The following is a 26,223-nucleotide window of genomic DNA, read 5'->3' as shown; positions in this document are numbered from 1 at the left end:
CATCTCGAACGCAGTGAGAGATCTATTTAGAATTCCAGATAGATCTCTCACTGCGTTCGAGATGACAAAAGGAAATGAAAGTATGGTGAAGAATGGCCTACCCCTCCAGCACCAACTGCGAGACTCCTTTGGAAGGCAAATCAGACTTACCCATCAGGTAGGTGTCGATAGCCCGGGCTGACTCGCGCCCGTCTGAAATGGCCCAAACCACCAACGACTGTCCACGGCAGGCGTCTCCGGCAGCGAAAATCCCGGGCACGGAGGTCTGCCATTCCTGCAGCTTAAAGTTGCCGCGCTTGTCGGTATCAAACGTGTAGCTGGCGCTGAAGGCCTCGTGCATAGGGCGCTCATACCCTATGGCTACCAGGGCCAGGTCGCAGGGGAGAAGCTTTTCGCTGCCGGGCTTCTCGGTATACTCGCTGCCGCTCTTCCACGCCAGCTCCACTACTTTCAGCCCTTTCACAAAGCCGTTCTCATCTGCCACAAACTCTTTAGTGAGCCAGCCCCAGCTACGCTCGCAGCCTTCCTCATGCGAGCTGGAGGAAGTATACATCATGGGTGTTTCAGGCCAGGGGTTGTCCGTAGCGCGGGTACTGGATGGCATCTGGCGGTACTGCAGCTGTGTAATGGACTTGGCAAACTGGCGGTTGGCCGTGCCCACGCAGTCGGAACCGGTATCGCCGCCGCCAATCACCAGCACGTGCTTGTCGTTGGCAAGTATGTCCTTTTCATCAGGCATGGCTTCGCCGGCTACCCGCCGGTTGTGCAGCGTCAGGTAATCCATGGCAAAGTGGATGCCCTTCAGGTGGTTGCCTGGTATGTTGAGCACACGGGGTTTGCTGGAGCCAATGGTTAGCAGCACAGCGTCATACTTGCGGTGCAGTTTCTTTAGCGTAATGTCTTTTCCGATCTCCTTATTCAGCTTAAACTGAATACCCTCTGCCTCCAGCAGCGCCAGGCGGCGGTCAATTGTCCACTTCTCCAGCTTAAAATCCGGAATGCCGTACCGCAGCAGCCCACCTGCCTTATCATCTTTCTCGTAAATGTGCACCTCGTGCCCTGCCTGGTTGAGCTGTGCCGCGGCAGCCAGCCCGGCCGGTCCGGAGCCCACGATGGCCACGCGCTTGCCTGTGCGGTGCTTCGGTGGGTTTGGCTTTACCAGCCCCAGCTCAAAAGATTTCTCGGCTATAGTTTTCTCAATATGCTCAATGGCTACCGCCGGTTTGTTGATCGACAGTACGCAGCTCGACTCGCAGGGGGCGGGGCAAATGCGGCCGGTAAACTCCGGAAAGTTGTTGGTGCTGTACAGGATCTGCGCCGCGCGCTCCCACTCGCCCTCATACACGGCATCGTTAAAATCCGGAATCTGGTTGCCCAGGGGGCAGCCGTTGTGGCAAAAGGGCACGCCGCAGTCCATGCACCGGCTGGCTTGTTGGCGGGTCTTTTCTTCCGGAAAGGAAGTATAGATTTCGTTTGAGTCGTGGATGCGTTCTTTGGGGTCGCGGGTAGCGGGCAGTTCACGCTCATACTTTAAGAATCCGTCAGCTTTTCCCATTAGGCAGTTAGTTTTATTGTTTCACCATCTCTTTTTTGCAGGGCCTTCTTCAGGTCGTGCGGCATTACTTTCCGGAAGAACTTCTGGTGGGCATGCCATCCCTGCAGCAGCTCCTGGGCCTGCTTGCTGCCGGTATAGGCGGCGTGCTCTTTCAGTTTCTGCTCTATCCAGGCAAGGTCTGCACCGTCTGGCTGTTCCAGGTCCACCATATCCAGGTTGCACTGTTCGGGGCAGGCGTTGGCAGGGTCGTAAATAAAGGCCATGCCGCCGCTCATGCCTGCTGCAAAGTTTTTCCCCACGCTGCCTAAAACCAGCACCTTTCCGCCCGTCATATACTCACAGCCGTGGTCGCCGATGCCCTCTACCACCGCCTCGGCCCCTGAGTTTCGCACACAGAAGCGCTCACCGGCCATACCGTTGAGGTATACCTTGCCCGAGGTAGCGCCATACAGGGCCACATTGCCCGTGATGATATTTTCGTGGGCCGCATAGGTGGAGCCTTCAAAGGGCTGCAGGATCAGCTTGCCGCCCGACAGGCCCTTGCCCAGGTAGTCGTTTGCCTCCCCGATAAGGTGGAAGGTAAGGCCAGGAGCCAGGAAGCCGCCAAACGTCTGGCCGGCAGAGCCGTGGAAGGTGGCGTAGAAGCTATCTTCGGGTAATCCCGCTTTGCCATACTTGGCCGATACCTCATAGGAAAGCATGGCACCCACTGAGCGGTTCACATTGATGATGCGGTATGGCTGGTTCGGCTTTTTACCTTTTTGAAAGTCGCGGATAAGCTTTTGGTCCAGCACGTTTTCGAGTTCGTGCTCCTGGTGTATCTGGTTATAGATGCCCACGTTGTTTGGCACCACCTCCTGGTGCAGGATAGGATCAAAACTGAGGTTCTTCAGCTTCCAGTGGTGCAGGTCGTTGCGCACTTTGAGCACCTGCGGCTGCCCCACCATCTCGTTTATACTTCTAAAGCCCAGCATCGCCATGATCTCGCGCAGTTCCTCGGCCATAAAGCGGAAGAGGTTTACCACGTAGTCCGGGTCGCCGGTAAAGAGCTGGCGCAGTTCCGGGTTTTGTGTGGCGATGCCCACGGGGCAGGTATTTTGGTGGCATTTTCGCATCATCACGCAGCCTTCTGCAATCAGGGCGGCGGTGGCTACGCCATACTCTTCGGCACCTAGCAGCGTGGCGATGGCCAGGTCGTAGCCTGTCATCAGCTTACCGTCTGTCTGCAGCACCACGCGGCTCCGCAGGTTGTTTTTTACAAGCGTCTGATGCGCCTCGGCCAGGCCAATCTCCCAGGGCAAACCGGTGTGCCGGATAGAGCTTAGCGGGCTGGCGCCTGTGCCGCCGTCGGCGCCGGAGATCATAATGGCATCGGCCTTGGCCTTGGCCACGCCTGCCGCAATCGTGCCCACGCCTGCCTCTGCCACCAGCTTCACGTTAATGCGCGCGTTGGGGTTGGCGTTCTTCAGGTCGTATATCAGCTGTTTTAAGTCCTCGATGGAATAAATGTCGTGGTGCGGCGGCGGCGAGATTAAGCCAACGCCTGGGGTGGAGTGGCGTACGCGGGCAATCCAACCGTCCACCTTGTGCCCCGGCAGCTGGCCGCCCTCACCCGGCTTGGCCCCCTGCGCAATTTTAATCTGGATCTCATCGGCGTTTGCCAGGTAATGGCTCGTTACCCCAAATCGGCCGGAGGCCACCTGCTTAATGGCGGAGCGTTCGGAGTCGCCGTTTTCTTTCAGGATGTAGCGCGCTTCGTCTTCGCCGCCCTCGCCGCTGTTGCTCTTGCCCCCGATGCGGTTCATGGCAATGGCCAGGGTGCTGTGCGCCTCATGCGAGATGGAGCCAAACGACATGGCGCCCGTGGCAAATCGCTTCAGTATACTTTCTATGGGCTCCACCTCCTCCAGCGGCACCGGCTGGCGTTTGCGGAACTCCAACAGGTGGCGCACGGTAATGGCCGATGGCTGGTGCTCGCGCAGGAGTTTGCTGTATTCCTTGTACAGGCGGTAATCGTTTAGTTTCGTTGATTTCTGCAACAAGTGGATCACCTCGGGGCGCAACAGGTGTTCCTCGCCACGGCGGCGCCACTGGAAGAATCCGCCGGTCTCCAGCAAGGGCTGCTCGCCCAGGTAAGCGGATTGGTGCTTGATGAGCGCCTCCTGCTCCAGGTCCTCAAAGTTCAGTCCTTCCAGCCTGCTCACGGTACCTTTAAAGCATTTCTGAATCACTTCCTGCCCGAAACCAAGGCACTCAAAAATCTGCGCGCTCTGGTACGACTGCAACGTGCTGATGCCCATTTTTGAAAGGATCTTCAGGAGGCCGTTCCCGACAGCATGTATAAAGTTATTGGCATAGTAGGAGAACGGATGCGTGTTATCCAGTTTTTCCTGCTCCATCAGGTGCTGGATGGTATCATATACCATGTATGGGTACACACAGCTGGCCCCGTAGCCGATAATGGTGGCAAAATGGTGCGTTTCCCAGGCATCCCCGGCCTCTACCACTAACCCGACTTTGGTGCGGATACGCTTGTGGATGAGGTGGTGGTGTATGGCGCCCACGGCCAGCAGAGAAGGTATGGCGGCCCGCGTAGCCGCTACGGCACGGTTCGAGATAATGAGGATCTTCTTTCCGTCCCCCACGGCGGCCTCTGCCACGGCGCAGATGGCATCCAGCGCCTGTTGCAGCGCGCCCTTTTCGGTAGTCGGAAAAGTAGCGTTTATTGTATAGTGCTCAAAGCCCTCAGACTTCAGGTTAATGATCTTGTTAAAGTCGCTGTGGCTCAGCACGGGGTGCGAGATGTGTACCTGGCGGGTGTGGGCCGGTGTCTCATCCAGCACGTTTAGCGACTCGCCCAGGCGCGTGAACAGCGACATCACCAGGCGCTCGCGGATCGGGTCGATGGGTGGGTTGCTGACCTGCGCAAAATGCTGCTTAAAGTAGTTGGCCACATGCTGGCTCTGCCGCGACAGCACCGCCAGCGGCGCATCAGAACCCATACTTCCCAGAGGCTCTTTCCCCGTTACTGCCATAGGCTGTAGGATGAGTTTCAGATCCTCCGAAGTATAACCATAGGCTTTCTGCTTCAGCCGCAGCTCTTCCGCCGATACCGTGCTCAGGCAGAATGATGGGTCAGGGCGCTGGTGCAGCTTAATGCGGTTCTGCTGTATCCACTCAAAGTATGGCTTGTCGTTGCAAACCAGCTGCTTTATCTCCTCGTCCTCATAGATCTTGTTCTCCTCCAGGTTGGCCAGCAGCATCTTGCCCGGCTGCAGGCGTCCGCGGCGCACCACGTCCTTAGGGTTTACGGGCAAGGCGCCTGCTTCAGAGGCCATCACCAGCCGTCCCTGTTTTGTGACGCAAAACCGAACCGGGCGCAGGCCGTTGCGGTCCAGGGTGGCGCCTACCTGTTTTCCGTCTGTAAAGAAAAGGGCCGCAGGGCCATCCCAGGGCTCCATCAGGGCTGCGTGGTATTTGTAGAAGGCCTTGCGGTACGGGTCCATAAACGGATTGTCCTGCCAGGCCTCGGGCACCAGCATCATCATCACGTGGGGGAGGGGTCGCCCCGCCAGCGTCAGCAGTTCCACCATGGCATCCAGGTTGGCGGAGTCGGAGTTGGCCGGGTTTGTGATAGGCAGTAGCCACTTCAGTTCCTCCTCCGTGAACAGCGGGGAGGACATCAGCGCCTCCTTCGACTTCATCTTGTTCAGGTTGCCGCGTATGGTGTTTATCTCGCCGTTGTGGGCGATAAAGCGGAAAGGCTGTGCCAGCTTCCAATTGGGGAACGTGTTGGTGGAGAAGCGGGAGTGCACCACCGCCAGCGCCGACTTAAACTCCGGGTGTCGCAGGTCGTGGTAATACTTTTCCACCTGGTCGGTTTTGAGTTGCCCTTTGTAGATAATCGTGCGGGAGGAGAAGCTGGCTATGAAGAACGTGCCGTTCTCGCCACGCACGTTTTTGTTGATCTCGTGGGTGATGAGGCTGCGCAGCACAAATAGCTTCCGCTCCAATTCCCCTTCGTTTATACTTGCATCAGAGGGCTGCACAAACACCTGTTCTATGTATGGCTCCACAGCCTTGGCCTCGTGCCCTGGCACGCGTCCGTTTACCGGCACCAGGCGGTAGCCAAGCAGGGTAAAGCCCATCTGCCGGATGCACTGGTTCATGATCTGCCGGCATTTGTCCCGCACCTCATATACTGTCGGGAAGAACACCATGCCCACGCCGTAGCCCCCTTCTTTTGGTAGCCGGACGGCGAACTCGCGGAGCTGCTTCTTTAGAAAACTGTGGGGGAGTTGCACCAGTATGCCGGCCCCGTCGCCGGTTTTCGGGTCGCTGCCGGTGGCTCCCCGGTGCTCCATGTTTGTGAGCATGGTCAGCGCATCTTTCACGATGCTGTGAGACTTTTTCCCATCAAGATTTACGACACAGCCTACGCCGCATGCGTCGTGCTCAAACTCGGTTCTGTACAAACTTTTGTGCATGGTATCTTGATGTGTCATACTGCTCGGTTTAAAGATGTGATAAGGTTTTGTTGATGCGGGGAATCCCTAAATTAGGATAAATAATAATGATATGCAATAGATGGGTGTTGTAAAAATGATCGCAATTTTATTTTACAGTTGTGAAGTTGATAAAGTTTAGTCTCTATAGTTAATGATTATTGTATGGATTGGCGGTTTGCTTAAAGGGTTAGAAGTGGGTGCGGATTTGTGATATACCGTGCTGGCTTGGCTTTGGAATAGTGCGTAAATCTAAAATATACTTTATATGTATAAGTGAGTGTTCACTTTTGAATGTTTGAAAAGTTATAAATTATGGTTAGTTGTGTAAACAGGGTGCCTGGTGTTACAGGTATGATGCCAAATAGGCAAAGGGTGCCTTTAGTAGGTAACTACCGTTTTATTTCACGCAAAGTATTTGTTATTTGAGCTCCAGAAACCGGTTCTGACCACACCTTATACTATGAGTAAGCACTTGACATTGGGCGTTGACATAGGCGGTACCCATGTAACCGCCGCAGTTGTTGACCTCGAAGCCCAGGTACTTTTACCTGCCACCATTGTTCGGGAGCACCTGGATGCCAGCGGCTCTATGCCAGCGGTGACTTCTGCCTGGGCCGGGGCCATGCAAGCAGCGTGCGGCAAGTGCGGCACCGTGGTAGAAAAAATAGGAATAGCCATGCCAGGCCCCTTTGATTATGAAAATGGTATTGCGCTCATGAAAGGGCAGGGGAAGTATGATGCGCTGTATGGGCAGGATGTGATAGCCGTGGTGGCAGAAAAGCTCCAGTTGCCTAAAGCCAGCATCCGGCTGCTGAACGATGCGGCTTGTTTTCTGCAGGGCGAAGTGTTTGGCGGCGCTGCGAAAGGGTATAGCAGAGCAATAGGCCTTACCTTGGGCACAGGGCTCGGCACGGCCAGCTACCGGGATGGCCTGGCGGCAGACGCCGATCTGTGGAAAATGCCCTTTAACGATAGTATAGCCGAAGAATACCTTAGCTCCCGGTGGTTCGTGAAGCGGTTCTATGCGCTTACCGGCAGGCAGGAAGCAAACGTAAAAGCCATTGTAGACCTGCTTTCCGCGGAGCCCCGGGTGCTGCAGCTTTTTCAGGAGTTTGGCGCGAACCTGGCTGCGTTCTTAGTCCCTTTTATCCGCGAGGCTGATCCTGAGGTCATCGTATTGGGAGGCAACATCAGCAAAGCCTACACGCTGTTTGCCCCGGCCCTGCGCGCGGGGCTGGCGCAGGAACAGAGCCTGCTGCCCATTAAAACAGCCACGCTCGGCGAAGAGGCCGCCCTGATCGGGGCGGCTAGCTTGTGGAACGGCCAGGCCATGTAGTAGGTGCTTCACCGTTATGTTACAGGCCTTCTAAGCCGACTGCCTCAACTGTACATGCCTGCAATCAGGCTTTTATACTTATCTGATATTACTTTTCGCTTGAGCTTGAGGGTTGGCGTAAGCTCGCCGCCGGCTATGGTCCAGGGCTGCGGGAGCAGTACGAAGTTCTTTACCTGCTCGACCGGGTTAAAGAACTGGTTATAAAAATCCACGGCCTCTTTTACCAGCGCCTGCACGCGCTTGTCTGCTATGGCGGCTACATCGCCTGGGTAGGAGGCTCCCTGGCGGGTAAACCAATCTTTTATAGTATGGAAAGCGGGCACGATCAGCGCCCCCACATACTTTTGCGTTTCGCCCACCACCATTATCTGCTCTATCCAGCTGCTTTCCACCATCTTGTTCTCGATAGGTTGCGGGGCCACATACTTGCCGCCACTGGTTTTGAAGAGTTCTTTTTTGCGGTCGGTGATCTTCAGGAACTTGCCATCAATTAGGGTGCCGATGTCGCCGGTGTGCAGCCATTTTCCTTCCATGACCTCGTGCGTCAGGTCGGGCCGCTTGTAGTAGCCCATCATGATGTTTGGGCCTTTGGCCAGAATCTCCCCGTCGTCGGCTATTTTCACCTCAACGCCCTCCAGCAGCGGGCCCACGGTGCCAAACATTCTGTTCGGCTCGCTGTAGCGGTTGCCGCTGATAATAGGCGAGGCCTCCGTAAGGCCGTAGCCTTCCTGAATCACGATGCCGGCCGCCGTGAAAACTTTAAGCAGCCGCACCTGGCAGGCGGCAGCGCCTGTAATCACCGCTTTCAGCTCCCCGCCCAGCGCCTCGCGCCATTTACTGAAGATCAGTTTGTCGGCCAGCGCCAGCTGCATGCGGTAATTTATACTTTGCGGTTGGTTGATCTCGAACTGCTCAGCCAGGTCCAGCGCCCAGAAAAACAGTTTCCGTTTAAGGCCGGTCAGTTGGTTGCCTTTGTTCAGGATGCCTTCGTATACTTTTTCCAGCAGGCGGGGCACCGTGGTAAACAGCGCCGGCTTCACTTCCTTCAGGTTGTCGCCTATCCTTTCCATCCGCTCGGCATAGTAAATGGAGACGCCGCTGTAGATAAGGCAGTAGGTGGCCATCCGCTCGAAGGCATGGTTAAGGGGCAGAAAACTCAGCGCCCGCTTGCCGCCCACGCCTATCTCCTGAATTATCTTGGCGCTGCCAAACACATTGCTCACGATGTTGCGGTGCGAAAGCATTACACCTTTGGGCGTGCCGGTGGTGCCGGAAGTATAAAGTATGGTAGCCAGGTCCTCAGGCTGCACGGCCGCACTGCTTTGGTTTACCAGGGCTAAAGTTTCCGGGTTTAAGGGCCGCAGTAGCTCCCGCCAGGCTCTTGCCCCGGGCACGGGGGCGAAGGTATAAACTGCCTGCAGTGCGGGCAGCTCCTGCACTATGCGTTGGATCTTCTGATAAAGGGCGGCGTCACCGGCGAAAACGAGCTTTACATCAGCATCGGCAAGTATAAACTTTAACTCGTTATCGTTGATGTTGGGGTATACCGGTACCGACACCGCTCCGGCCTGCTGTATGGCCATGTCCAGCAGCATCCATTCCGGGCAGTTGTGGCTGATGATGCAGATCTTGTCACGCCCTTGCGTGGTGCCGTCTTCCCGCGAAATGCCCTGCTCCAGCAAGCCCAGCGTGAGTTGATTTACCAGTTCACCGACTTCGCGGGTGCTATACGTTCGCCATTCATCGTCTTCTTTGGCCGCCAGCATGTCCTCCAGCGGGAAGTGCTCCAACTGGTAGGCAAGGCAGTCAAATAGCCGCTTAGGTTGGTTTGCCTGTGCTGTGTTTTCTCTTTCCATTTTCTTCTGCACTTACATAAACCACATATCCTCCTGCGCCACAGAAATATGCACTGGGTCACACGGCTGATGGCGGGGCTCGGCTAAACGCACTTTCACCAGGTCGTCGGGCAGTTGCACCTCCAACTCGTAGAAGCTCCCGAAATAGCCTATGCTTTTTACTTTACCGGCCAGCGCCTTGTTGCCGTTTGTCTCCAGCTTCACCTTTTCGGGGCGCACCAGCACGCTTTTCCCGTTTGGGTGGAGGTTGTGGAGCGCCGCGAGGGCGGCCGTGCCAGCCGTGCTGAGGAGGTTATAGCTGCCGAAAAGGGCGGCAGTATACATGTTGGCCGGGTGCCGGTAAATCTGCTGTGGCGTGCCTTGCTGCACCAGCCTGCCCTCCTGCAAGACCAGTAGCTCATCGGCCCAGGAGAGGGTATCATGCGGGTCGTGGGAGATGAGCGTGCAGGTGATCTCCAGCTCGTCCGAAATGTCGCGGATAACAGACTTCAATATATTTTTGTGGGCCGTGTCGAGGTTGGAGTAGGGCTCATCGAGCAAGAGCAGGCGCGGGGCAGTGCTAAGCATGCGGGCCAGGGCAATGCGCTGCCGCTCGCCACCGGAAAGCTGGTTTGTCTTCCGGTCCAGCAGGTGCTCCACACGGCATATTTCGTACAGAAAGCCTGCCTCTTCGGCTGAGAGGGCATTGGCGTAGCGCAGCACCTGCTCCACGCGCAGCGAGTGGGGCAACTCAAAATGCTGCGACAAGTAAGCGATGCCCGGATGCCCCGGCACCAGCTTGTCTACCGGACCGATCACTTTCTCGCCATCAAATACTACGGAACCCTCGCTTGGCTGCGCCAGGCCGGCTACTACTTTAAGCAGCGTGCTTTTACCGGAGCCTGTCTCTCCGGCAACGGCTATTTTCTGAAATTCCTGCTGCTTAAAGCTAATGCGCTGCAGTATGGTTTTGCCTGCCTCCTCTACACAGACTCCGTCAACTTCTAATAAATTCATGTTTTCTCCTGGGCAGGGGCGGTTGTAAATGCGCCCTTAGGTGATGCTGCTGCCAGCCTTCGCCCATAACTTGTAAAAGCTCAGCAGCACTGCAAAAGTACGGCAAAGCCGCCAGCTTTCCGCTTTAAGAAGCACGAATAGCTCGCCAGGTATACTTTTTGGTGAAACGCGCCTATTCCCCCAGCCACGAAGCCAAGATCTCTCTCTGAAGCGGCGTTGGGTTAGGCAAGGACGTAATGTTATACAGCTTTGTTCTCTGCCTGCCTACCGTTACCTTCACAGGGCGCTGGCGGCCCTCCTCAGCGATGAGCAGCTGTAAAGTATCGCCGGGCTTTGCCTTGCTCATTTGGCTGGCAAGTAGTTCTTTCGAGGCTTTCTCACCGTTGATCTTCAGTACCTGCTCCGTTCGCCGCAGGCCAGCTTGCCAGGCAGGGGAGTTGTAGGCTACGTTGGAGATAAACAGGGTGTCGCCTTTTTGCCGCGTGTCCAGCCCGGCGTAGGCATCGGGTAGCGTGGTCGTGGCCGTGTCGATCTCAAGCCCGGCATACCGGAAATACTTTTGATAGTCGATCGGCTGCACCGTGGAAGTATAATCTCTGATTTCGTCCAGTTTAGTTCCTGCCATACTTTCGCTGGCTTGCCAGAACTCCTCCTCGGTATAGCCGCGGCCCTTTTTCTGATAATACTCGCGGTACAGGAAGCGCATCACATCATCCAATGACTTTTTGTTGCCGGACTCGTGCCGGATTTTAAAGTCGAGCAGCAGGTTCATGATCGGGCCTTTGTCATACACCGAAACGGTTTTGTTGATCTCGTCGCCGGTGCGCCCGAAAGGACCGTCGGACCAAGTGTTATAGCTGGCCTGCGTGACAGACTGGTACAGCCTGCCCGGCTGGTTCTCGTAGGCCATCAGGTGTCCGCGCAATGCATCCAGCATCTCCTGGGTGCTCATCAGCCCTGCCCGTTTCAAGATGAGGTACTCGTAGTAGGAGGTGCCCCCTTCGGCTACCCAAAGCATGTTGGTGCGGTTTTCCCGGTCATAGTCGAATGGCCCCAGCTCCACAGGCCGGATGCGCTTGGCGTTGTAGTGGTGGAAATACTCGTGCGCCAGAAAACTTAACAGCCGTAGCCGGCCTTGCCTGCTGCCGTATTCTTCTCCGCTAAAGCTAACAGTGGTGGAGTTCAGGTGCTCAATGCCGCCTCTGCCGGGTCCAATGCCGATAAAGGTATAGTGCTCGTAGGGAATGTCGCCGACCAGGCCACTGGCCGTTTCCACAACCTTTTGCAGATCCTGCCAAAACTGCTCACGGTCAAATTCACCCAGCTGGTACCCCACAAACCGGTGCGGCTTTCCGTCTACATAAAACGGTGTCAGGCGCTCCAGATTCCCAATCAGGAAAGGGCTGTCGTACAGTACATCAAAGTCAGGGGCTGTAAACTGGTTCTGTTTACCTGGCAAGGAGTCCAGGCCGGTCACCACGTCCTTCCAGGCTTTGTAGGGGTTGATGGTTACCGTAACCGGCTGGTTAAGCTGATCCTTTACGTGTAAAAACGTGCCTGCCGGAACGATATAGCCGCGGGTTGCATCCAGGTAGTTCTTGGCCACAAAAGCCGTACTTGCTTTCACGTCGTAGGCCAGCTGGATGTCAGAATTAGAGGCCGTGTACACCCGCCAGGTATTTTTATCGACCTTCTGCCATCGCAGCTTTTTACTGCCTTTGGCCGTGGCCTGAAAGTTATCCAGGTTTTGGGCGTAGTGCAGCAGCTGGTAGTAGCCCGGCGACCAGGCCGGCATCTTGAAATCCACAGAGTCTTGTGGCGCTCCCCGATACGACAAGCTCACATGAAACACAGAGGAGGCTGGCTTTTCCATCGTCACGGTGTACGCCATCTCTGAAGCATGGCCCTGGCCAAACGCTACTGCAGAAAGTAGGAATAGCAGAAGGAGGCACATGGATAAAGGTTTAGCGCATTTCCGGATCATCGTGATTTACTTGTATGGTTGCTAGGCCTGAGTAAGTTAAGTATAAAGTATTAGAAAAAAACTATGGCTACAGCAGCAAAGTTTGGATTTAGGATTCGTGTTGCAGGAAAAGGCTGCTCAAGATCCTATCTATATAAATGTTCTCTATGGGTTTTTTGTAGGTGTTATAGCTTTTGTCTATATCTCATCAGTTTTAAGTATGAAAATTATTAGTAATCAGGCCTTTAAATAAGTATATTTATTTCTGGTAAGCTAATATCAACTAAAACCTTAAACTCTTAATACTAAACCATGGAACATAAGAAAGACAGGCATGTGGCCACCAACACCCCGGTATGGGACACCAACGAGTCGAGAAGATGCCCTTTTATGGGTGGATCCGTGCACTACACAGCAGGTAGCGGCAGGTCTAACCGCGATTGGTGGCCTGACATGCTGAACCTTCGGATACTGCACCAGCACTCTTCCAAATCGAACCCGATGGGGGAGGACTTTAACTATGCAGAGGAGTTTAATAGCCTGGACCTGCAGGCGGTAAAACAGGACCTGCACAACCTGATGACCGATTCTCAGGAGTGGTGGCCGGCAGACTACGGGCACTATGGCCCCTTGTTCATCCGGATGGCGTGGCACAGTGCGGGTACATACCGTATTGCCGACGGGCGCGGCGGCGCCAGCTCCGGCTCCCAGCGCTTTGCCCCCCTCAACAGCTGGCCCGACAATGCCAACCTCGACAAGGCACGGCAACTGCTTTGGCCTATCAAGCAGAAGTATGGCCGGAAAATTTCATGGGCAGACCTGATGATACTGGCCGGCAACTGCGCCCTGGAGTCGATGGGACTGAAGCCCTTTGGCTTTGGCGGTGGCCGCGAGGATGTGTGGGAGCCAGAGGAAGACATTTACTGGGGAGCGGAAGGTGAGTGGCTGGGTAACAAAGAGCGCCATGCAGGGGGAGTGCTCGAAAACCCATTGGCCGCTTCGCACATGGGCCTGATCTATGTAAACCCGGAAGGCCCGAATGGGGAGCCTGACCCGGTAGAGGCGGCCCACCACATACGGGAAACTTTTGGGCGCATGGCCATGGACGACTACGAAACGGTAGCGCTGATAGCCGGCGGCCATACGTTTGGCAAGACCCACGGTGCCGGAGACCCGCGCGAGTATGTAGGCGCTGAGCCTGCTGGTGCCAGCATAGAGGAAATGGGCCTTGGCTGGAAAAACACCTACGGAACCGGCAATGCCGGCTATACCATCACCAGCGGCCTGGAAGGCGCCTGGACCACCAGCCCAACCAAGTGGAGCAACAACTTCTTCGAAAACCTGTTCGGTTACGAATGGGAGCTTTCCAAGAGCCCGGCGGGTGCCCACCAATGGAAGCCGAAGGGAAACGCGGGCGAAGGCCTGGTGCCGGATGCGCACGACCCGGCAAAAAAGCATGCCCCTTTTATGCTTACCACCGACCTTTCCCTGAAAATGGACCCTGCGTATGAGAAGATCTCGCGGCACTTTTACGAGAACCCCGAAGAATTTGCGGATGCCTTTGCCCGTGCTTGGTTTAAGCTGACGCACCGGGACATGGGGCCTCTATCGCGCTACCTTGGCCCCGAGGTGCCTGAGGAGGAGTTGCTGTGGCAGGACCCTATCCCGGCTGTGACGCATGAACTGGTGAACGAGGAGGATATTCGTACGCTGAAGACAAAGATCTTAGACTCAGGTCTTTCGATTCCGCTGTTGGTTGGCACCGCCTGGGCATCGGCGTCTACCTACCGTGGCTCTGATAAGCGCGGAGGCGCCAACGGCGGCCGTATCCGACTTGCTCCGCAAAGGAACTGGGAGGTAAATGAACCGCAGGAACTGAAGGTGGTGCTGGAGACATATGAGCGAATTCAGCAGGAGTTTAACCAGGCGCAAAGCGGAAATAAGCAGGTTTCTATGGCCGACCTGATCGTGCTGGGCGGCTGTGCCGCTATCGAGAAGGCTGCCAAAAACGCTGGCCATGACATAGAGGTGCCTTTTACGCCTGGCCGAGGGGATGCCACGCAGGAGCAAACCGAGGAAGAGCTGTTCTCTATCCTGGAGCCAAACGCAGACGGATTCCGCAATTACTACAGAAACCGCGACAACATATCAGCGTCAGCCGAGGAAATGCTGGTAGACCGTGCGCAGCTGATGACCCTGACCGCTCCCGAGATGACTGTGCTGATGGGAGGCATGCGGGTGCTGCACACCAACTTCGACCGGTCTAAGCGCGGCGTTTTCACGAAACATCCGGATACCCTTTCCAACGACTTTTTCGTGAACCTGCTGGATGTGAACACTGTTTGGAAGCCCATCTCAGAAAAGGCTTACGAGTTTGAGGGCCGCGACCGTAAGACGGGCGAGCTGAAGTGGATGGCTACGCGGGTTGACCTGATTTTCGGTTCTAACTCAGAGCTGCGGGCCGTTGCAGAAGTATACGCCTCAGCCGATGCGCAGGAGCGTTTCCTGAATGACTTTGTGAAGGCGTGGGACAAGGTGATGAACCTGGACCGCTTCGACTTGAAGTAAAAGAAGGAACGGCTGAAAGCCTGGCTTCAGCTTTTTTAAGTATAAACCTGAGTCATCCTGTTCTTAAACGATGGGATGGCTCAGGTTTATTTTTGCAGTACATTGTGATGTTAAGCTAGTCTATTTGGTAGCGGATACTGGCTTAGGAGCCACTTCTTGAGGGGTGAAAAGCTTGTTGAGGTGTGCCTCATAGCGTTGAATATCGCGCTGGATATCGGCGTTTTTCTCCACATCATGAAAGTGTATACCTTCGAGGGGTTGCATACCGGTGAAGGCATTCATCCGGTGGAAGCCAAACAAGGGCCCTTCGTCCACGGATTTTTGCATGAAGAACTCCCCAGGCAAGGTAAATGCTGTTTCCGGGGCGTTCCAGGAAGTGGTTAGCATATACTTTTTGCCTTGCAGCATGCCTCCTGTACCGTAGTTGATGGCAGGGTTTTCCGGTGACCGGCCGTCGCTGTGGTAAATGCCGCGCCGGTGCCCGGCTGTAAACACCTCGTCGATATACTTTTTAAAGCCATGCGGAAGCTGAAACCACCACACCGGCGTGTGGTAAATCACCACATCAGCCCACTTATACTTAGCTACCTCTTCTGCCGGGTCGTAGGCCTGGTTGATGTCGGTTGCCTGTACTTCGTAGCCGCCTCTGTCGCTGAAAAACCGAAGCGTTAAAGCAGCAATGGTGGCGTTAAAACGGCCACCTGAGTGCCCAAAAACTTGCCCGCCGTTAATCACGAATATCTTTTTCATCTGTCTCTTTGTTTGTGTGCTGCAAAATTACGGGAGGTGATACTATTTATAAAATAGTATAAATCATATCTTTGTATCAGTATTATAATAGTTGAGAGCATGGTTAATTTGGAATGGTTCAGGACCTTTAAAGCTATATATGAGACAGGTACGCTGACAGGTGCGGCAGATGCGCTTTATATTTCGCAGCCAGGGGTAAGCCTGCACCTGGGCTCTTTGGAGGCTTATGTCGGGTACAAACTATTTGACCGTACCTCCCGCAAAATGGTGCCCACCGAACGCGGGAAGGTGCTTTATAATTATGTGCTGGAGGCGCTAACTAAACTGGAGGCAGCCGAGGAGTTGTTTCATAAAAGCACGGAGAAGGAGCGCCCTACGATCAGTGTGGGGATGTGCTTCGAAACGTTCCAGTTCACGTTGGAGCCATACCTGTCCACGCTGCCGTTTAATGTCATCATCAAGTTTGGGGATTACCCTCAGATGCTGGCAGACCTGGACAGCGGTATTTTGGACCTTATCGTGACGCCGCAGAAGGGCGATTACCGAAACCTGGCGTTCAAACCCTTCTCCAAGGAGCGGATCGTGCTGGTAGCCGGCGGGAAGACACCTACACAGGATTTTGAAGAAGTTCTCAGGCTCCAGGACCATGCAGCCATGCAAGATTGGCTAAGGCAGCAAACCTGGTACGGCACTACGGCCGACATGGAGCACCTGAGGCGGTTCTGGAAACAGAACTTCGGCAAGCGCCCCGACTTCAAACCTAACTATATCGTGCCCAACCTGAGCTCCATTATCCGCTGTATCAGTGGTGGCCAAGGCATTGCTGTTATACCGGACTTTCTCTCTAAAAAAGAACTAAGCAGCGGCAGCATCAAACTGCTTTGGCAAGGGCACAGCATCATAGAGAACACCTTACACTTTGGCATGCGCAAAAAGACCACCTATGCCCAAGAGATCAGCATGATAGAGGAGATACTGGTAAAAGAAATGAGCGCCATCGTTTAGGTAGACCTAACTTGTTTCTGGCTTGTGAGCATGGAAGCTAAGGTGATTTATGTAGGCTGATGACCCTTTAGCCATACTTGGTTGAGCGGGTTTTTAGTAGCAACCTTGCTGTAGGAGACATCCCTTAGGAAGCATTTATATATAAATTAGTATATTAATGCTTCACCCAGCCAGGCTATGACCAAACAACTTATACTTGCTTTCGTGCTTTTGCTTTGCACCTTCTGTTGTGCCGCCCAGACCAAAGTAGAACAGTCCCGCACCGGCAGTCCTTACACATACATTTTCAGGATCTCAGACAAAGAGGCGAAAGCCATGTACGAGCAGAGCACAGCGGTGGTAGGCCCGTCCTACTTCCATACTCCCGTAGACTCGTTTGCGACCAATGCCAACTACAGCGGGCAGCTGCCTTATGGCCACTACCTGTACGTGCACAGCAGCGAGGCAGAGTTGGTTTACAGCCTGCAAACGGTAGCCCCGGTGGCAGTGAAGCTGCTACAGGTTAAACCGGCGCTCGCAATCCTGGTGCACGACAGCCTCGGAAATACCTTGCCCGATGCAGCAGTTCAGGTAAATGGCAAAAAAGCGGCCTTCGACGTGAAAACTAAAACCTACCGCCTCCGGCACAACCCAAAGAAGGGATTGGTTGCGGTAAATTGGAATGGAAGTATGCTTTACCAAACGTTTGAGCAGGAGGAGCTGTACTACAGGCGCGGCTTTATCAGCAAGGTGACGCACTTTGCCCCTATTTATTATATCTGGCGGCCGTTCTATGATGTTTACAAGTCGGTGCGCTGGCTGCAGCCGCAGGGCTGGGTCAGGCGCGTGTTCGCAGTGTTTGATCCCCAGTACAGAAGGTCTGGTAACGGAGAAAAGTACAGAGGCTACCTGGTCACGAACAAGCCCATGTACCAGCCCGGCGATACAGTAATGTATAAGGCCTTCGTGGTAGATAAAAACGGGAAGCCGGTACATGGCAAGGCGCAACTGAAACTGTATGGCTACAACGTCTCCACTAAAACGATAGCCGAGGTGGCACCCTACAAGGCGGGCGCTTACGAGGGCTTTTTTATACTTCACGACAGCCTAAAGCTAAGCCTGGACCGGCAGTACAGCATCAGCTTATACAAAGTCGGGAAGCAGGAGGAAGAGTACCTCAGCGGATCGTTCAGGTATGAGGATTATGAGCTGAATGAAAATGAGTATACCCTGGCCCTGGAGCGGGAAGAGCACCAGACCGGGCAGGCAAACAGTGTAAAAGTGCGCGGCACCAACGCCAACGGCCTGAACATTCTGGATGCCAGGGTAGAGCTGGTCGTGACAACGTCCCGGGTGCTGCAAAGCAAACAGTCGCAGGTATTTGTGCCTGATACGCTTTGGAGGCACCGGCAGCCGCTGGACGCAGTAGGGGAAACCAACATCATACTACCAGACAGCATCTTCCCGGAAGCAAGTATAAACTACCAGGTGCAGGCCACTTTCTTAAATAGCGTCAACGAGCGCACGCAAAAGTCTCAGAACGCCATGTATAACCACACGAGCGGGAGCCTGAAAATAACCTTGCTGCAGGACAGTTTGCTGGTGCAGTACCTGGAAGGCAGCACCTTAAAGACGAAAGATGCAGCACTGACGGCCTACAATGCCGCCTATGATGCCATTACCACCCAGCAACTGTCGCTGCCGGCGCGCGTGCCGCTGAACCCTTACGCCAGCGGTTACGAGGTGGAGGCAGGTGACTTATTCGATGATGTGGATCTGGAGCAGGAAGAGGCTCAACTCAACCTGCAAACACTCCGGACCACCGACTCGCTTTATGTCGCCGTGCAGAACCCGCGGAAGCTTCCGTATTGGTACTTTGTGTACCGTGGCGATAAACTCGTGGCGCGCGGCGAAGGCAAGGAAGAAAGCTTTACGCTCAGGCAGAAGGCAAATGGCACCAAGCCATACTTTGTAGCGGTGCAGTATGTATGGGCCAGCGCGGTGCATAAAAAAGAGGAAACTTTGCCCCTGCGCAAGCATCAGCTTACCATAGACCTGCAGACGCCACAGGTAGTGTACCCGGGGCAGGAGGCAAACCTGAAAATTGCCGTAACGGATAACGAGGGAAATCCGGTTGAAAAAGTAGACCTGACGGCCTATGCCATCACCTCTAAGTTTAAGGAGCCGAACACGCCCAACCTGCCTTCGTGGGACAAGTATAAACTCCAGAAGCCCGTCCGCCGCGTTAGGGCGGGCGAAGACAATCTCAAAGGTAAAAAGCCGCTCGACTGGACCTACTGGAGCCAGCGCATGGGGCTGGACAGCATCGCATACTATCACTTTTTATATCCTAAAACCGGTCTTTTTACCGAGTATGCTTTTAATGCCGACAGCATCACGCAGGTTTCCCCGTTTGTGGTAGACTCGGGCAGGGTGGTGCCGGTGCATGTGATTTACCAGGACGAGGTGCCGGTATACTTTTCCAAAACCGACGCATTAAACGCCTATGCCTTTGCAGCCGATAGCGGTTATCATACCCTTAAACTTCGCACCGCCGATAAACTGATCACGCTGGACAGCCTTTACCTGCAGCATAAAAAGCGCCTGGTCGTGAGCGCCGACATCACGGCAGCCACGAACACGTTTGCCCAGCCAGCTAACAAGCTTGCCTTGACCTCAGATGAACAGCGAAGGCTTTTCAGGTACCTCTTTTTCGTGGAGAAAGCCTATGATGAGCCTACGTCTTACCTAAAGCAGGACAGCAGAATCCAGTTGCTCGAAAGCAATCCCCGGCAGACCTATTATTACCAAAGAGGCGAGCAAAGGTTGATGGTCGGGCCTTTCAGCCCGGACTGGATGCAGTATGTGCGGCTAAACAGCTTCAGGACCAATTTTATGATGGAGCCGGGCTATAGTTACCGTTTTGAGCCTAGCTTGCTAAAGATGCGGGAGCAGCCTTTACCCCTGAATTTGGAAATTTTGCCTTCTTGGAACAAGTCTGACCACAACGCTGTGCTGCTGCACCAGCAGGTGCTAACCGAGCACAAAATAAGTGAAGTATGGGAAGCCACGCAGCACCAGTACTACCTCAACAAGGTCTATGAGCAGAACAGAAAGTATGCGATAGCCGCAGGCAAAGGGAGAATAGGCTGGCAACTCGATGATGAGATAGCGCCACGGGTAAAATTCGTTTTCCTGCACCCACCCGGAAAGCCTGACTCGCTGCAAGTATACGCGCCCGAAAACAGTGTTTTGTATAGCCTGAAACCCGCCAGATATACCTTAACTCTAGCTTTTGCAAACGGATACTTCGCTGCGACAGATGTTGCCGTGAAACCAAACGGGCAGGTGCAGCTATACTTTGGTAGTGCTGATGTGAAAAGAGCATCTCCTGAAAGCGAGTACCTCCGGCAACTGGTGGAGAACAAAGTCGACTCGCTCAGGAAAACGGCGAAACAAACAGCCAAGGAACTGCAGCAACAGCTGCAGACCGCCAACGCCACCACGTATACCTATACCAATGGGTTAGAGCAGTTCACACACGCCATCTCGGGCGTAGTTACCGATAAGGAATCCGGGGAGCCGCTGCCTGGCGTTACTGTCGTCGTGAAGGGCTCTAATGTAGGCACCTCCACCGACGAGAGAGGCTACTACAAGTTGTATGTACCTGCGCAGGGCACCCTTTCCTTCCAATTTATTGGCTACACCACGCTGGAGGAAAAAATTCACCGCCAGTCCAGGATTAATGTTGCCTTGCCCGCTGACATGAAGCAGCTGCAGGAGGTGGTTGTGACGGGCTATGGGGTGCAGCAAAGCAGGCATACGGTGGCTAATTCTGTGGCTACTTCCTTACAGGGAACCGCAGCAGGTGTGCAGATTCGTGGTGTTTCAAGTATAAGTATGAAAGCGGAGGATGCCAAGCCGCTGATTATTGTGGACGGGGTGCCATACAGCGGTTCTCAGGGGGATATTGCAGGCATCACGAGCACAAAAGTATTGAAAGGGGAGGAGGCGACTGCCCTGTATGGAGCGGTTGCCAGAGCCGGCGTCATTATCATCACCACCGCCAAAGGCAACTTAACCGCAGACGCGCCCCTGGATGCCAACCTGGACCAACCAACACAAGCCAACGCCATCCGAAACAACTTCTCCGACTATGCCATCTGGCAGCCCCGCCTGGTAACAAACAAGCAGGGCGAGGTTTCCTTTACGGCCAAATTCCCGGATGACATCACCAGCTGGAACACCTATGTGCTGGCCATGGATCACCGCAGAAACAGCGGCATCTACTCTACCAACATCAAATCGTTTAAGGCGATGATGGCCACGCTACACTTGCCGCGCTTTTTGGTGGAGGGCGATAAGGCCTATGTGGTGGGCAAGGCGCTCAACTACCTCCCGGACTCAGCCACCGTGACCACGAGGTTTGAGATAGGAGGCAATAAAGCGAAAGAAGCGACAGGAACCTTGACAAGAAGCTTGACAGATACCTTAATGATAACAGCCCCTGCGTTGGCGCCGGACTCTGTGGAGGTGCTGTACAGCCTGCAGCAGCAAGGCGGTATGGCCGACGGCGAACGGCGCTATGTCAGCATCTTTCCGAAGGGCGTGGAAGAAACCGTCGGACAGTTCCTGCCACTTTACGCCGACACAGCTTTTACTCTGAACTTCGACCCTGCGTTGGGGCCGGTAACCCTGCGCACCCAAAGCGACTTGCTGGAGGTGATGCTGGACGAAATTGACCACCTGCACAAGTATGAATATTGGTGCAGCGAGCAGGCCGCCTCTAAGCTGATGGCCCTGTTGCTGGAGCAGCGCATCCGTAAGCAGCTGGGGCAGGAGTTTGAGCACGGGCGCATGGTGAAGAAACTGGTGCGGCATCTGGAGAAAACGCAGCTCCACAACGGCGCCTGGACCTGGTGGGAGCAAGGCCCGGCTTATACCTGGATCACGAGCCATGCCAGCCAGGCGCTGTTGATGGCCAGGCAAGAAGGATTCGAACCAAAGTATAAAGAGGAACAACTGAAAGACTACCTGGTGTACGTACTGGAAGGAAATCATACGTTTGAGAAACTGACGGCCCTGGAAACGCTGCATCAGCTTAAAGCCGAAGTAGATTACCCGCGCTACCTTAACGAGCTGAGCAAACAGAAGCGCCTGAGCCTGGAAGAAAGGCTACGCCTGATCTTGCTGCAGCAACAGCACCACCTGCCAGTGCAACTGGACACGCTGCAAAAGTATAAACAGCGAACCATGCTAGGCGGCTTATACTGGGGTGATAAAAAGCGGAGCCTTTTTAACAACAACATCTCCAATACGCTGCTGGCTTACAAGATCCTGCGCAACCAGGGCAACCACGAGCGCGAGCTGGCGCAAATCAGGGCATACTTGCTAAGCGAGCGCGGCAGTGGCCATTGGCGCAACACCTATGAGTCGGCGCGTGTGCTTGAAACCCTGCTGCCCGACTTGCTGCAGGCCTCCGCTGAGGAGCCAGCCCTTGCGGCAAATAAGCTCAGTTTCTCCGGAGCCGTTTCATTTGAGGCAAAGAGTCACCGCACAGATACCACCTTTGTAGCCTCTGCGCCACTGGCCGTAGAAAAGCAAGGGAAGCTGCCTGTATTCTTCACAGCCTACCAAACCACCTGGAACAGCGAACCAAAGGCCGTAGCCAAGGATTTTGTAGTAAGGACATCCCTAAAAGGCATAAAGGAAAGCGCGCCGCTGAAAGCCGGTGTGCCGGTGGAAATGCTGGTAGAGGTGGAAGTAAGGGCCGATGCGGAGTATGTGATGGTGGAGGTGCCCATACCTGCCAGCTGTTCTTATGGCGAGAAAACAGGAAGAGGCGCCTACGAGGTGCACCGGGAGTACCGAAGAAACAAAGTAAGCATCTTCTGTGATAAGTTGCCCAAAGGCAAGTATACCTACACTATCAAACTGCTGCCGCGCTACAGCGGAGTTTATACTATAAACCCGGCCAAGGCAGCGCTCATGTACTTCCCGACCTTCTTTGGCAGAACGGGGCTGAAGCAAGTAAAAGTTGAGTAAGTATAAGTTGAGTAGGTATAAGTTGAGTAAGTATAAAGTATAACAAAGACTGAAACCAACCGCTTTGAATTAAGCTGGTCCGTTCTATCGTCTGAGAGTATGTTCAACTTCTTTAGAGAACTCGACAAAGGCCATGAGAAAACACCTGATACTGACTTAAGCTGGGGCTTTCGCCAGAGCCGGCAGGTAGTACTAACCCATATTAGCTCGGCACAGAAAAATAAAATTGAACATGCTCTTGAGGCTATAGTCTTTATTAGGCAGATGCGGAAAATTCTGTTTCATGTATGGCTGCATAACACAACCTGTATAGGTAGCTAATGGGTTGTGCCTCCAGTGCGAAAGGCAACAGCATATGATTTGCCCGGTTTTTAAGTATTATAGGTTAAGATATCCGCCTATTTCCAGGATGGTAAAACTTAATCGAAGTTCAATTGTATATTTACCCAACCAGAGAAGTCCGTTACCTCTGGTTACCCCTAAGGCCTTACACCATGAACGAGGAACTACCATTGAACTTTGAACTGCTTTTTAATACCATACCGGGGAGTTTTCTAGTTTTAAAGCCGAATCCACCCCTGTACACGATTCTAGCCATCAGTGACGAACTCCTGCAGAGTACCGGAAAGCAAAGAGCGGATGTGATGGGCAGAGGCGTGTTTGAGGTGTATCCTGAGAACCCAAAGGCCATCACGGCCACCGGCCCCGCCAGCCTAAGAACATCCCTGCAGAACGTTGTGGAGAACAAGGTGCCGGACCAGATGCCCACGGTGCGTTACGACGTGCCGACACCAGCCGGAGGGTTTGAGGTGCGCTACTGGTCTGCAAATAGCAGGCCTGTGGCAGACGGTCGCGGCGAGTTGCACTACATTCTGCACACCACGGACGATATCACCGAGAAAATCTTGGCAGATAAAAGGGAGACCGATCTTAGGGCGATAGAGGAGAAATACAGCCTTTTTTTGCAGGCCCCTTTGGCAGTGTGCATCATGACCGGCCCCGAGAATCTTATCGAGCTGATTAACGATGACATGCTCCGGTTCTACAGTAAGTCAAAGGACATTATCGGGCAGCCTCTTTTTGAGGCGATACCGGAGGCCAAGGACCAGGGGTTCGCCGATATGCTGGACCAGGTACGCAAAACCGGTCAGACTCTTTCCGTGTTGGAGCATCCCACGAAGCTGACGGTTGAAGGGAATGAGTCGGTTTACTACTATAACATTGTTTGCCAGCCCTACTACAAGGAAACTGATGACAGTGAGCCGTGCGGGGTGTTCAGCATCGCCCAAGACGTAACCGCACAGGTTCTGGCGAAAAAGCGTGTGGAGGAGAGCGAGGCCCGGCTGCAGGCCATTATCGAGGCGACACCGGAGTGCATCAAAATCGTGTCGCCGGGTGGCAGGCTGGAGTACATGAACCCGTGCGGCCTAACTATGATAGAGGGCGATGAAGAGTTGCTTGGTAAAGCTAGCGTGTTAGACGTGATAGCCCCGGAGTACCGCACAGCCTGGAAAAAGCATCACCTTTCCGTCTGCGCAGGAAACAGCCTGAGCTGGGAGTTTGATATCATCGGGCTAAAAGGCACGCGCCGCAGGATGGAAACCCACGCTGTACCGCTTCCAGGGCAAGGCGGCGGATCGCACCTGGCCGTTACACGCGACATTACCAGGCGCAAAGAATCCGAGGCCGCCCTTCGGGAAAGCGAGGAGCAGTTTCGGATCTTTGCCAATAACATAGAAAACCTAGCCTGGATGGCTAATCCTGAGGGTAATATTTACTGGTACAACGAGCGCTGGTTTAAGTATACCGGTGCCACGGAGGATGAGATGCTTGGGTGGGGCTGGGAGAAAGTGCATCATCCGGATCACGTGGAGCGTGTGGTGGCCTTTGTGCAGCGCGCCTGGCAGGCAGGGGAGACCTGGGAGCTGACTTTCCCGCTAAGAGGGGCAGACGGGGAATACCGATGGTTTCTGACCCGGGCTTACGCGGTAAAGGACGAAAAGGGCAACGTCCGTCGCTGGGTCGGAACCAATACCAATATTGATAACCAGAAGAAGGCAGAGGCTTCCCTGGAGGCCAAGAACACGGAACTGGTTCGAATCAACAATGACCTGGATAACTTTATCTACACAGCATCACATGATTTAAAAGCACCCATCTCCAATATTGAAGGACTTATCGGGCTTTTGTCTGAGGAACTAGCGGAAGGGGAGTTTCAGGAAGCTGACGTCAGGCATATTATCGGTATGATGGAGCGCTCCGTGGAGCGATTCAAGCGCACCATCACTAGCCTTACTGATCTGGTGAAGCTGCAGCAGGAAAATGCCGGCCCGGCTAACCGAGTGAACCTGCGCGAGCTGATCGGCGAGATCCTGTTAGACCTGGAGCCTCACCTGAAAGCATCGGCCGCCAGGATTGAGATAGAGGTTGACGATTGTACATCAATTTATTTTTCAGAGAAAAACCTGCGGAGTGTGGTGCTGAACCTTGTCTCTAATGCGCTGAAGTATGCTTCCGAGGAACGGGCTCCGGTTATCAGTATTAGCTGCCAAGAGCAGCCAGACTATCACGTTTTAACTGTTAAGGACAATGGATTAGGGTTGTCTCCTAAAAACCAGGAACAGTTGTTCACCATGTTCAAGCGGTTTCATGATCATGTGGAGGGGACAGGTATCGGGCTGTACATGGTGAAAAAAATAGTGGAGGGGGCCGGAGGCTACATCACCTTGTCTAGTAAAGAGGGGCGTGGGAGCGAATTCATGGTCTTTATAAGAAAGAACGACAAAGCATCAGAGTAAATTAAAAGCACTTACATTGAGAAAAAACGCCAGTATCCTGTTGATAGACGACGACGCGGTTACCAACTTTGTAAACAGAAAGCTGTTGGAGAAGATAGATGCCGTTGAGAAAGTGCAAATCGCCAACAACGGCAAAATCGCCCTTCAGCTTTTGGAGCAGCAATCCCAATCCGACGCCATCCCAGATCTTATCCTGCTGGACATCAACATGCCGGTAATGGGAGGGGTGGAGTTTATGACAGCTTTTCAGGAACTTGAGCTGGAGCAAAAGGAATCTATAAAGGTCGTTATCCTGACAACGTCCAACCATCCACGCGACCTCCAATGCTTTGCCGACTTGCCAGTTGCCGGCTTTCTAAACAAACCCCTGACAACGCAGAAAATAACCAGTCTGCTGGAGCAGCACTTTCCGTCGTGAGGTAGGTGCCGTCTCGTTTTCACCACTGCAGGAATGAAACGAAGGAATGACTGCATACTGTCAGTGTAACAAGCGGGCATCCATCTGTTGCGCGTAACGTATGCTGTATGCTGTTTTGGGTGAATTAACTACAGAGTGTAGGGTAAATTTTTTTGATATTGTCCTGCAGCTTCGTGAGGTAGTTACTTATGCCAATATCAGTTGATCCATGCGCTTTAAAATTTTTAAATCTGCAGGCAAATTCCCCTCCTTGGAGGGGGTAGGGGTGGGTTTAGGCTAGAGGTAAATTTAATAATAAACCAGTGCGCACTCTTCATTTAATAATGGTATTATTCACTATTTCGCCTTATCTGTAGCAGAGCATTACCTACCTCTGCACCGAACCAATATTAAAACCGAAAGCCTGCAAAAGTTCGCTTTGCAGGCTTTCGGTTTTTAAATTAAAC

12 protein-coding genes are annotated in these 26,223 nt (G+C 53.8%); 6 read left to right on the top strand and 6 right to left on the bottom strand.

Annotated features, from left to right (window positions below):
- Positions 1-97: 97 nt before the first annotated feature.
- Together FJM65_RS18930 and gltB are read right to left on the bottom strand one after the other, a co-directional pair.
- The gene (locus tag FJM65_RS18930; protein WP_140623664.1) at positions 98-1,555 is read right to left on the bottom strand and encodes a glutamate synthase subunit beta; all 1,458 of its coding nucleotides are present in this window, start codon (positions 1,553-1,555) and stop codon (positions 98-100) included.
- Positions 1,555-6,042 (bottom strand): glutamate synthase large subunit, encoded by a 4,488-nt coding sequence (gene gltB, locus FJM65_RS18925; protein WP_140623693.1) that lies wholly within the window; start codon positions 6,040-6,042, stop codon positions 1,555-1,557. The genes FJM65_RS18930 and gltB overlap by 1 nt, the downstream gene beginning before the upstream one ends.
- 481 nt (positions 6,043-6,523) lie before the next feature.
- Here gltB and FJM65_RS18920 point away from each other — a divergent pair, with 481 nt between their 5' ends.
- A complete protein-coding gene (locus FJM65_RS18920) occupies positions 6,524-7,399 on the top strand; it encodes an ROK family protein (RefSeq protein ID WP_140623662.1) in 876 nt (291 codons plus the stop codon).
- Positions 7,400-7,443: 44 nt separating this feature from the next.
- Here the strand turns inward: FJM65_RS18920 and FJM65_RS18915 are convergent, their stop codons facing one another.
- The 3 genes from FJM65_RS18915 to FJM65_RS18905 form a co-directional block, all read right to left on the bottom strand.
- Positions 7,444-9,255: an AMP-dependent synthetase/ligase gene (locus FJM65_RS18915; RefSeq protein WP_140623660.1), complete on the bottom strand. Its 1,812-nt coding sequence runs from the start codon at positions 9,253-9,255 to the stop codon at positions 7,444-7,446.
- Positions 9,256-9,267: 12 nt separating this feature from the next.
- Positions 9,268-10,251, bottom strand: a complete 984-nt coding sequence (locus tag FJM65_RS18910) for an ABC transporter ATP-binding protein (protein ID WP_140623657.1) — start codon at positions 10,249-10,251, stop codon at positions 9,268-9,270.
- Positions 10,252-10,423: 172 nt separating this feature from the next.
- Entirely contained in the window at positions 10,424-12,205 is a 1,782-nt protein-coding gene (locus FJM65_RS18905) for a M61 family metallopeptidase (RefSeq protein ID WP_181163794.1), read from the bottom strand.
- Between the two features lie 321 nt (positions 12,206-12,526).
- Between FJM65_RS18905 and katG the strand changes: the two genes are divergently transcribed.
- Complete coding sequence (katG, locus tag FJM65_RS18900) at positions 12,527-14,782, top strand: catalase/peroxidase HPI (RefSeq protein WP_140623653.1); 2,256 nt, start codon at positions 12,527-12,529, stop codon at positions 14,780-14,782.
- Positions 14,783-14,902: 120 nt separating this feature from the next.
- Here katG and FJM65_RS18895 read toward each other — a convergent pair whose 3' ends face one another.
- On the bottom strand, positions 14,903-15,532 hold the full coding sequence (locus tag FJM65_RS18895) for an NAD(P)H-dependent oxidoreductase (RefSeq protein WP_140623651.1): 630 nt from the start codon (positions 15,530-15,532) through the stop codon (positions 14,903-14,905).
- Positions 15,533-15,631: 99 nt separating this feature from the next.
- Between FJM65_RS18895 and FJM65_RS18890 the strand changes: the two genes are divergently transcribed.
- From FJM65_RS18890 to FJM65_RS18875, 4 genes are all read left to right on the top strand, one after another.
- Positions 15,632-16,537 (top strand): LysR family transcriptional regulator, encoded by a 906-nt coding sequence (locus tag FJM65_RS18890; RefSeq protein ID WP_140623649.1) that lies wholly within the window; start codon positions 15,632-15,634, stop codon positions 16,535-16,537.
- 177 nt (positions 16,538-16,714) lie between these two features.
- Positions 16,715-22,561: a carboxypeptidase-like regulatory domain-containing protein gene (locus FJM65_RS18885; protein ID WP_140623645.1), complete on the top strand. Its 5,847-nt coding sequence runs from the start codon at positions 16,715-16,717 to the stop codon at positions 22,559-22,561.
- A gap of 494 nt (positions 22,562-23,055) precedes the next feature.
- Complete coding sequence (locus FJM65_RS18880; RefSeq protein WP_140623643.1) at positions 23,056-25,359, top strand: PAS domain-containing sensor histidine kinase; 2,304 nt, start codon at positions 23,056-23,058, stop codon at positions 25,357-25,359.
- Between the two features lie 16 nt (positions 25,360-25,375).
- On the top strand, positions 25,376-25,777 hold the full coding sequence (locus FJM65_RS18875; RefSeq protein WP_239023026.1) for a response regulator: 402 nt from the start codon (positions 25,376-25,378) through the stop codon (positions 25,775-25,777).
- Positions 25,778-26,223: the final 446 nt, after the last annotated feature.

Source organism: Pontibacter mangrovi, from assembly GCF_006385705.1.
GTDB classification, from domain to species: Bacteria; Bacteroidota; Bacteroidia; order Cytophagales; family Hymenobacteraceae; genus Pontibacter; species Pontibacter mangrovi.
Note: the sequence above shows the minus strand (reverse complement) of the source record. Positions and strands in the feature narration are given on the sequence as shown.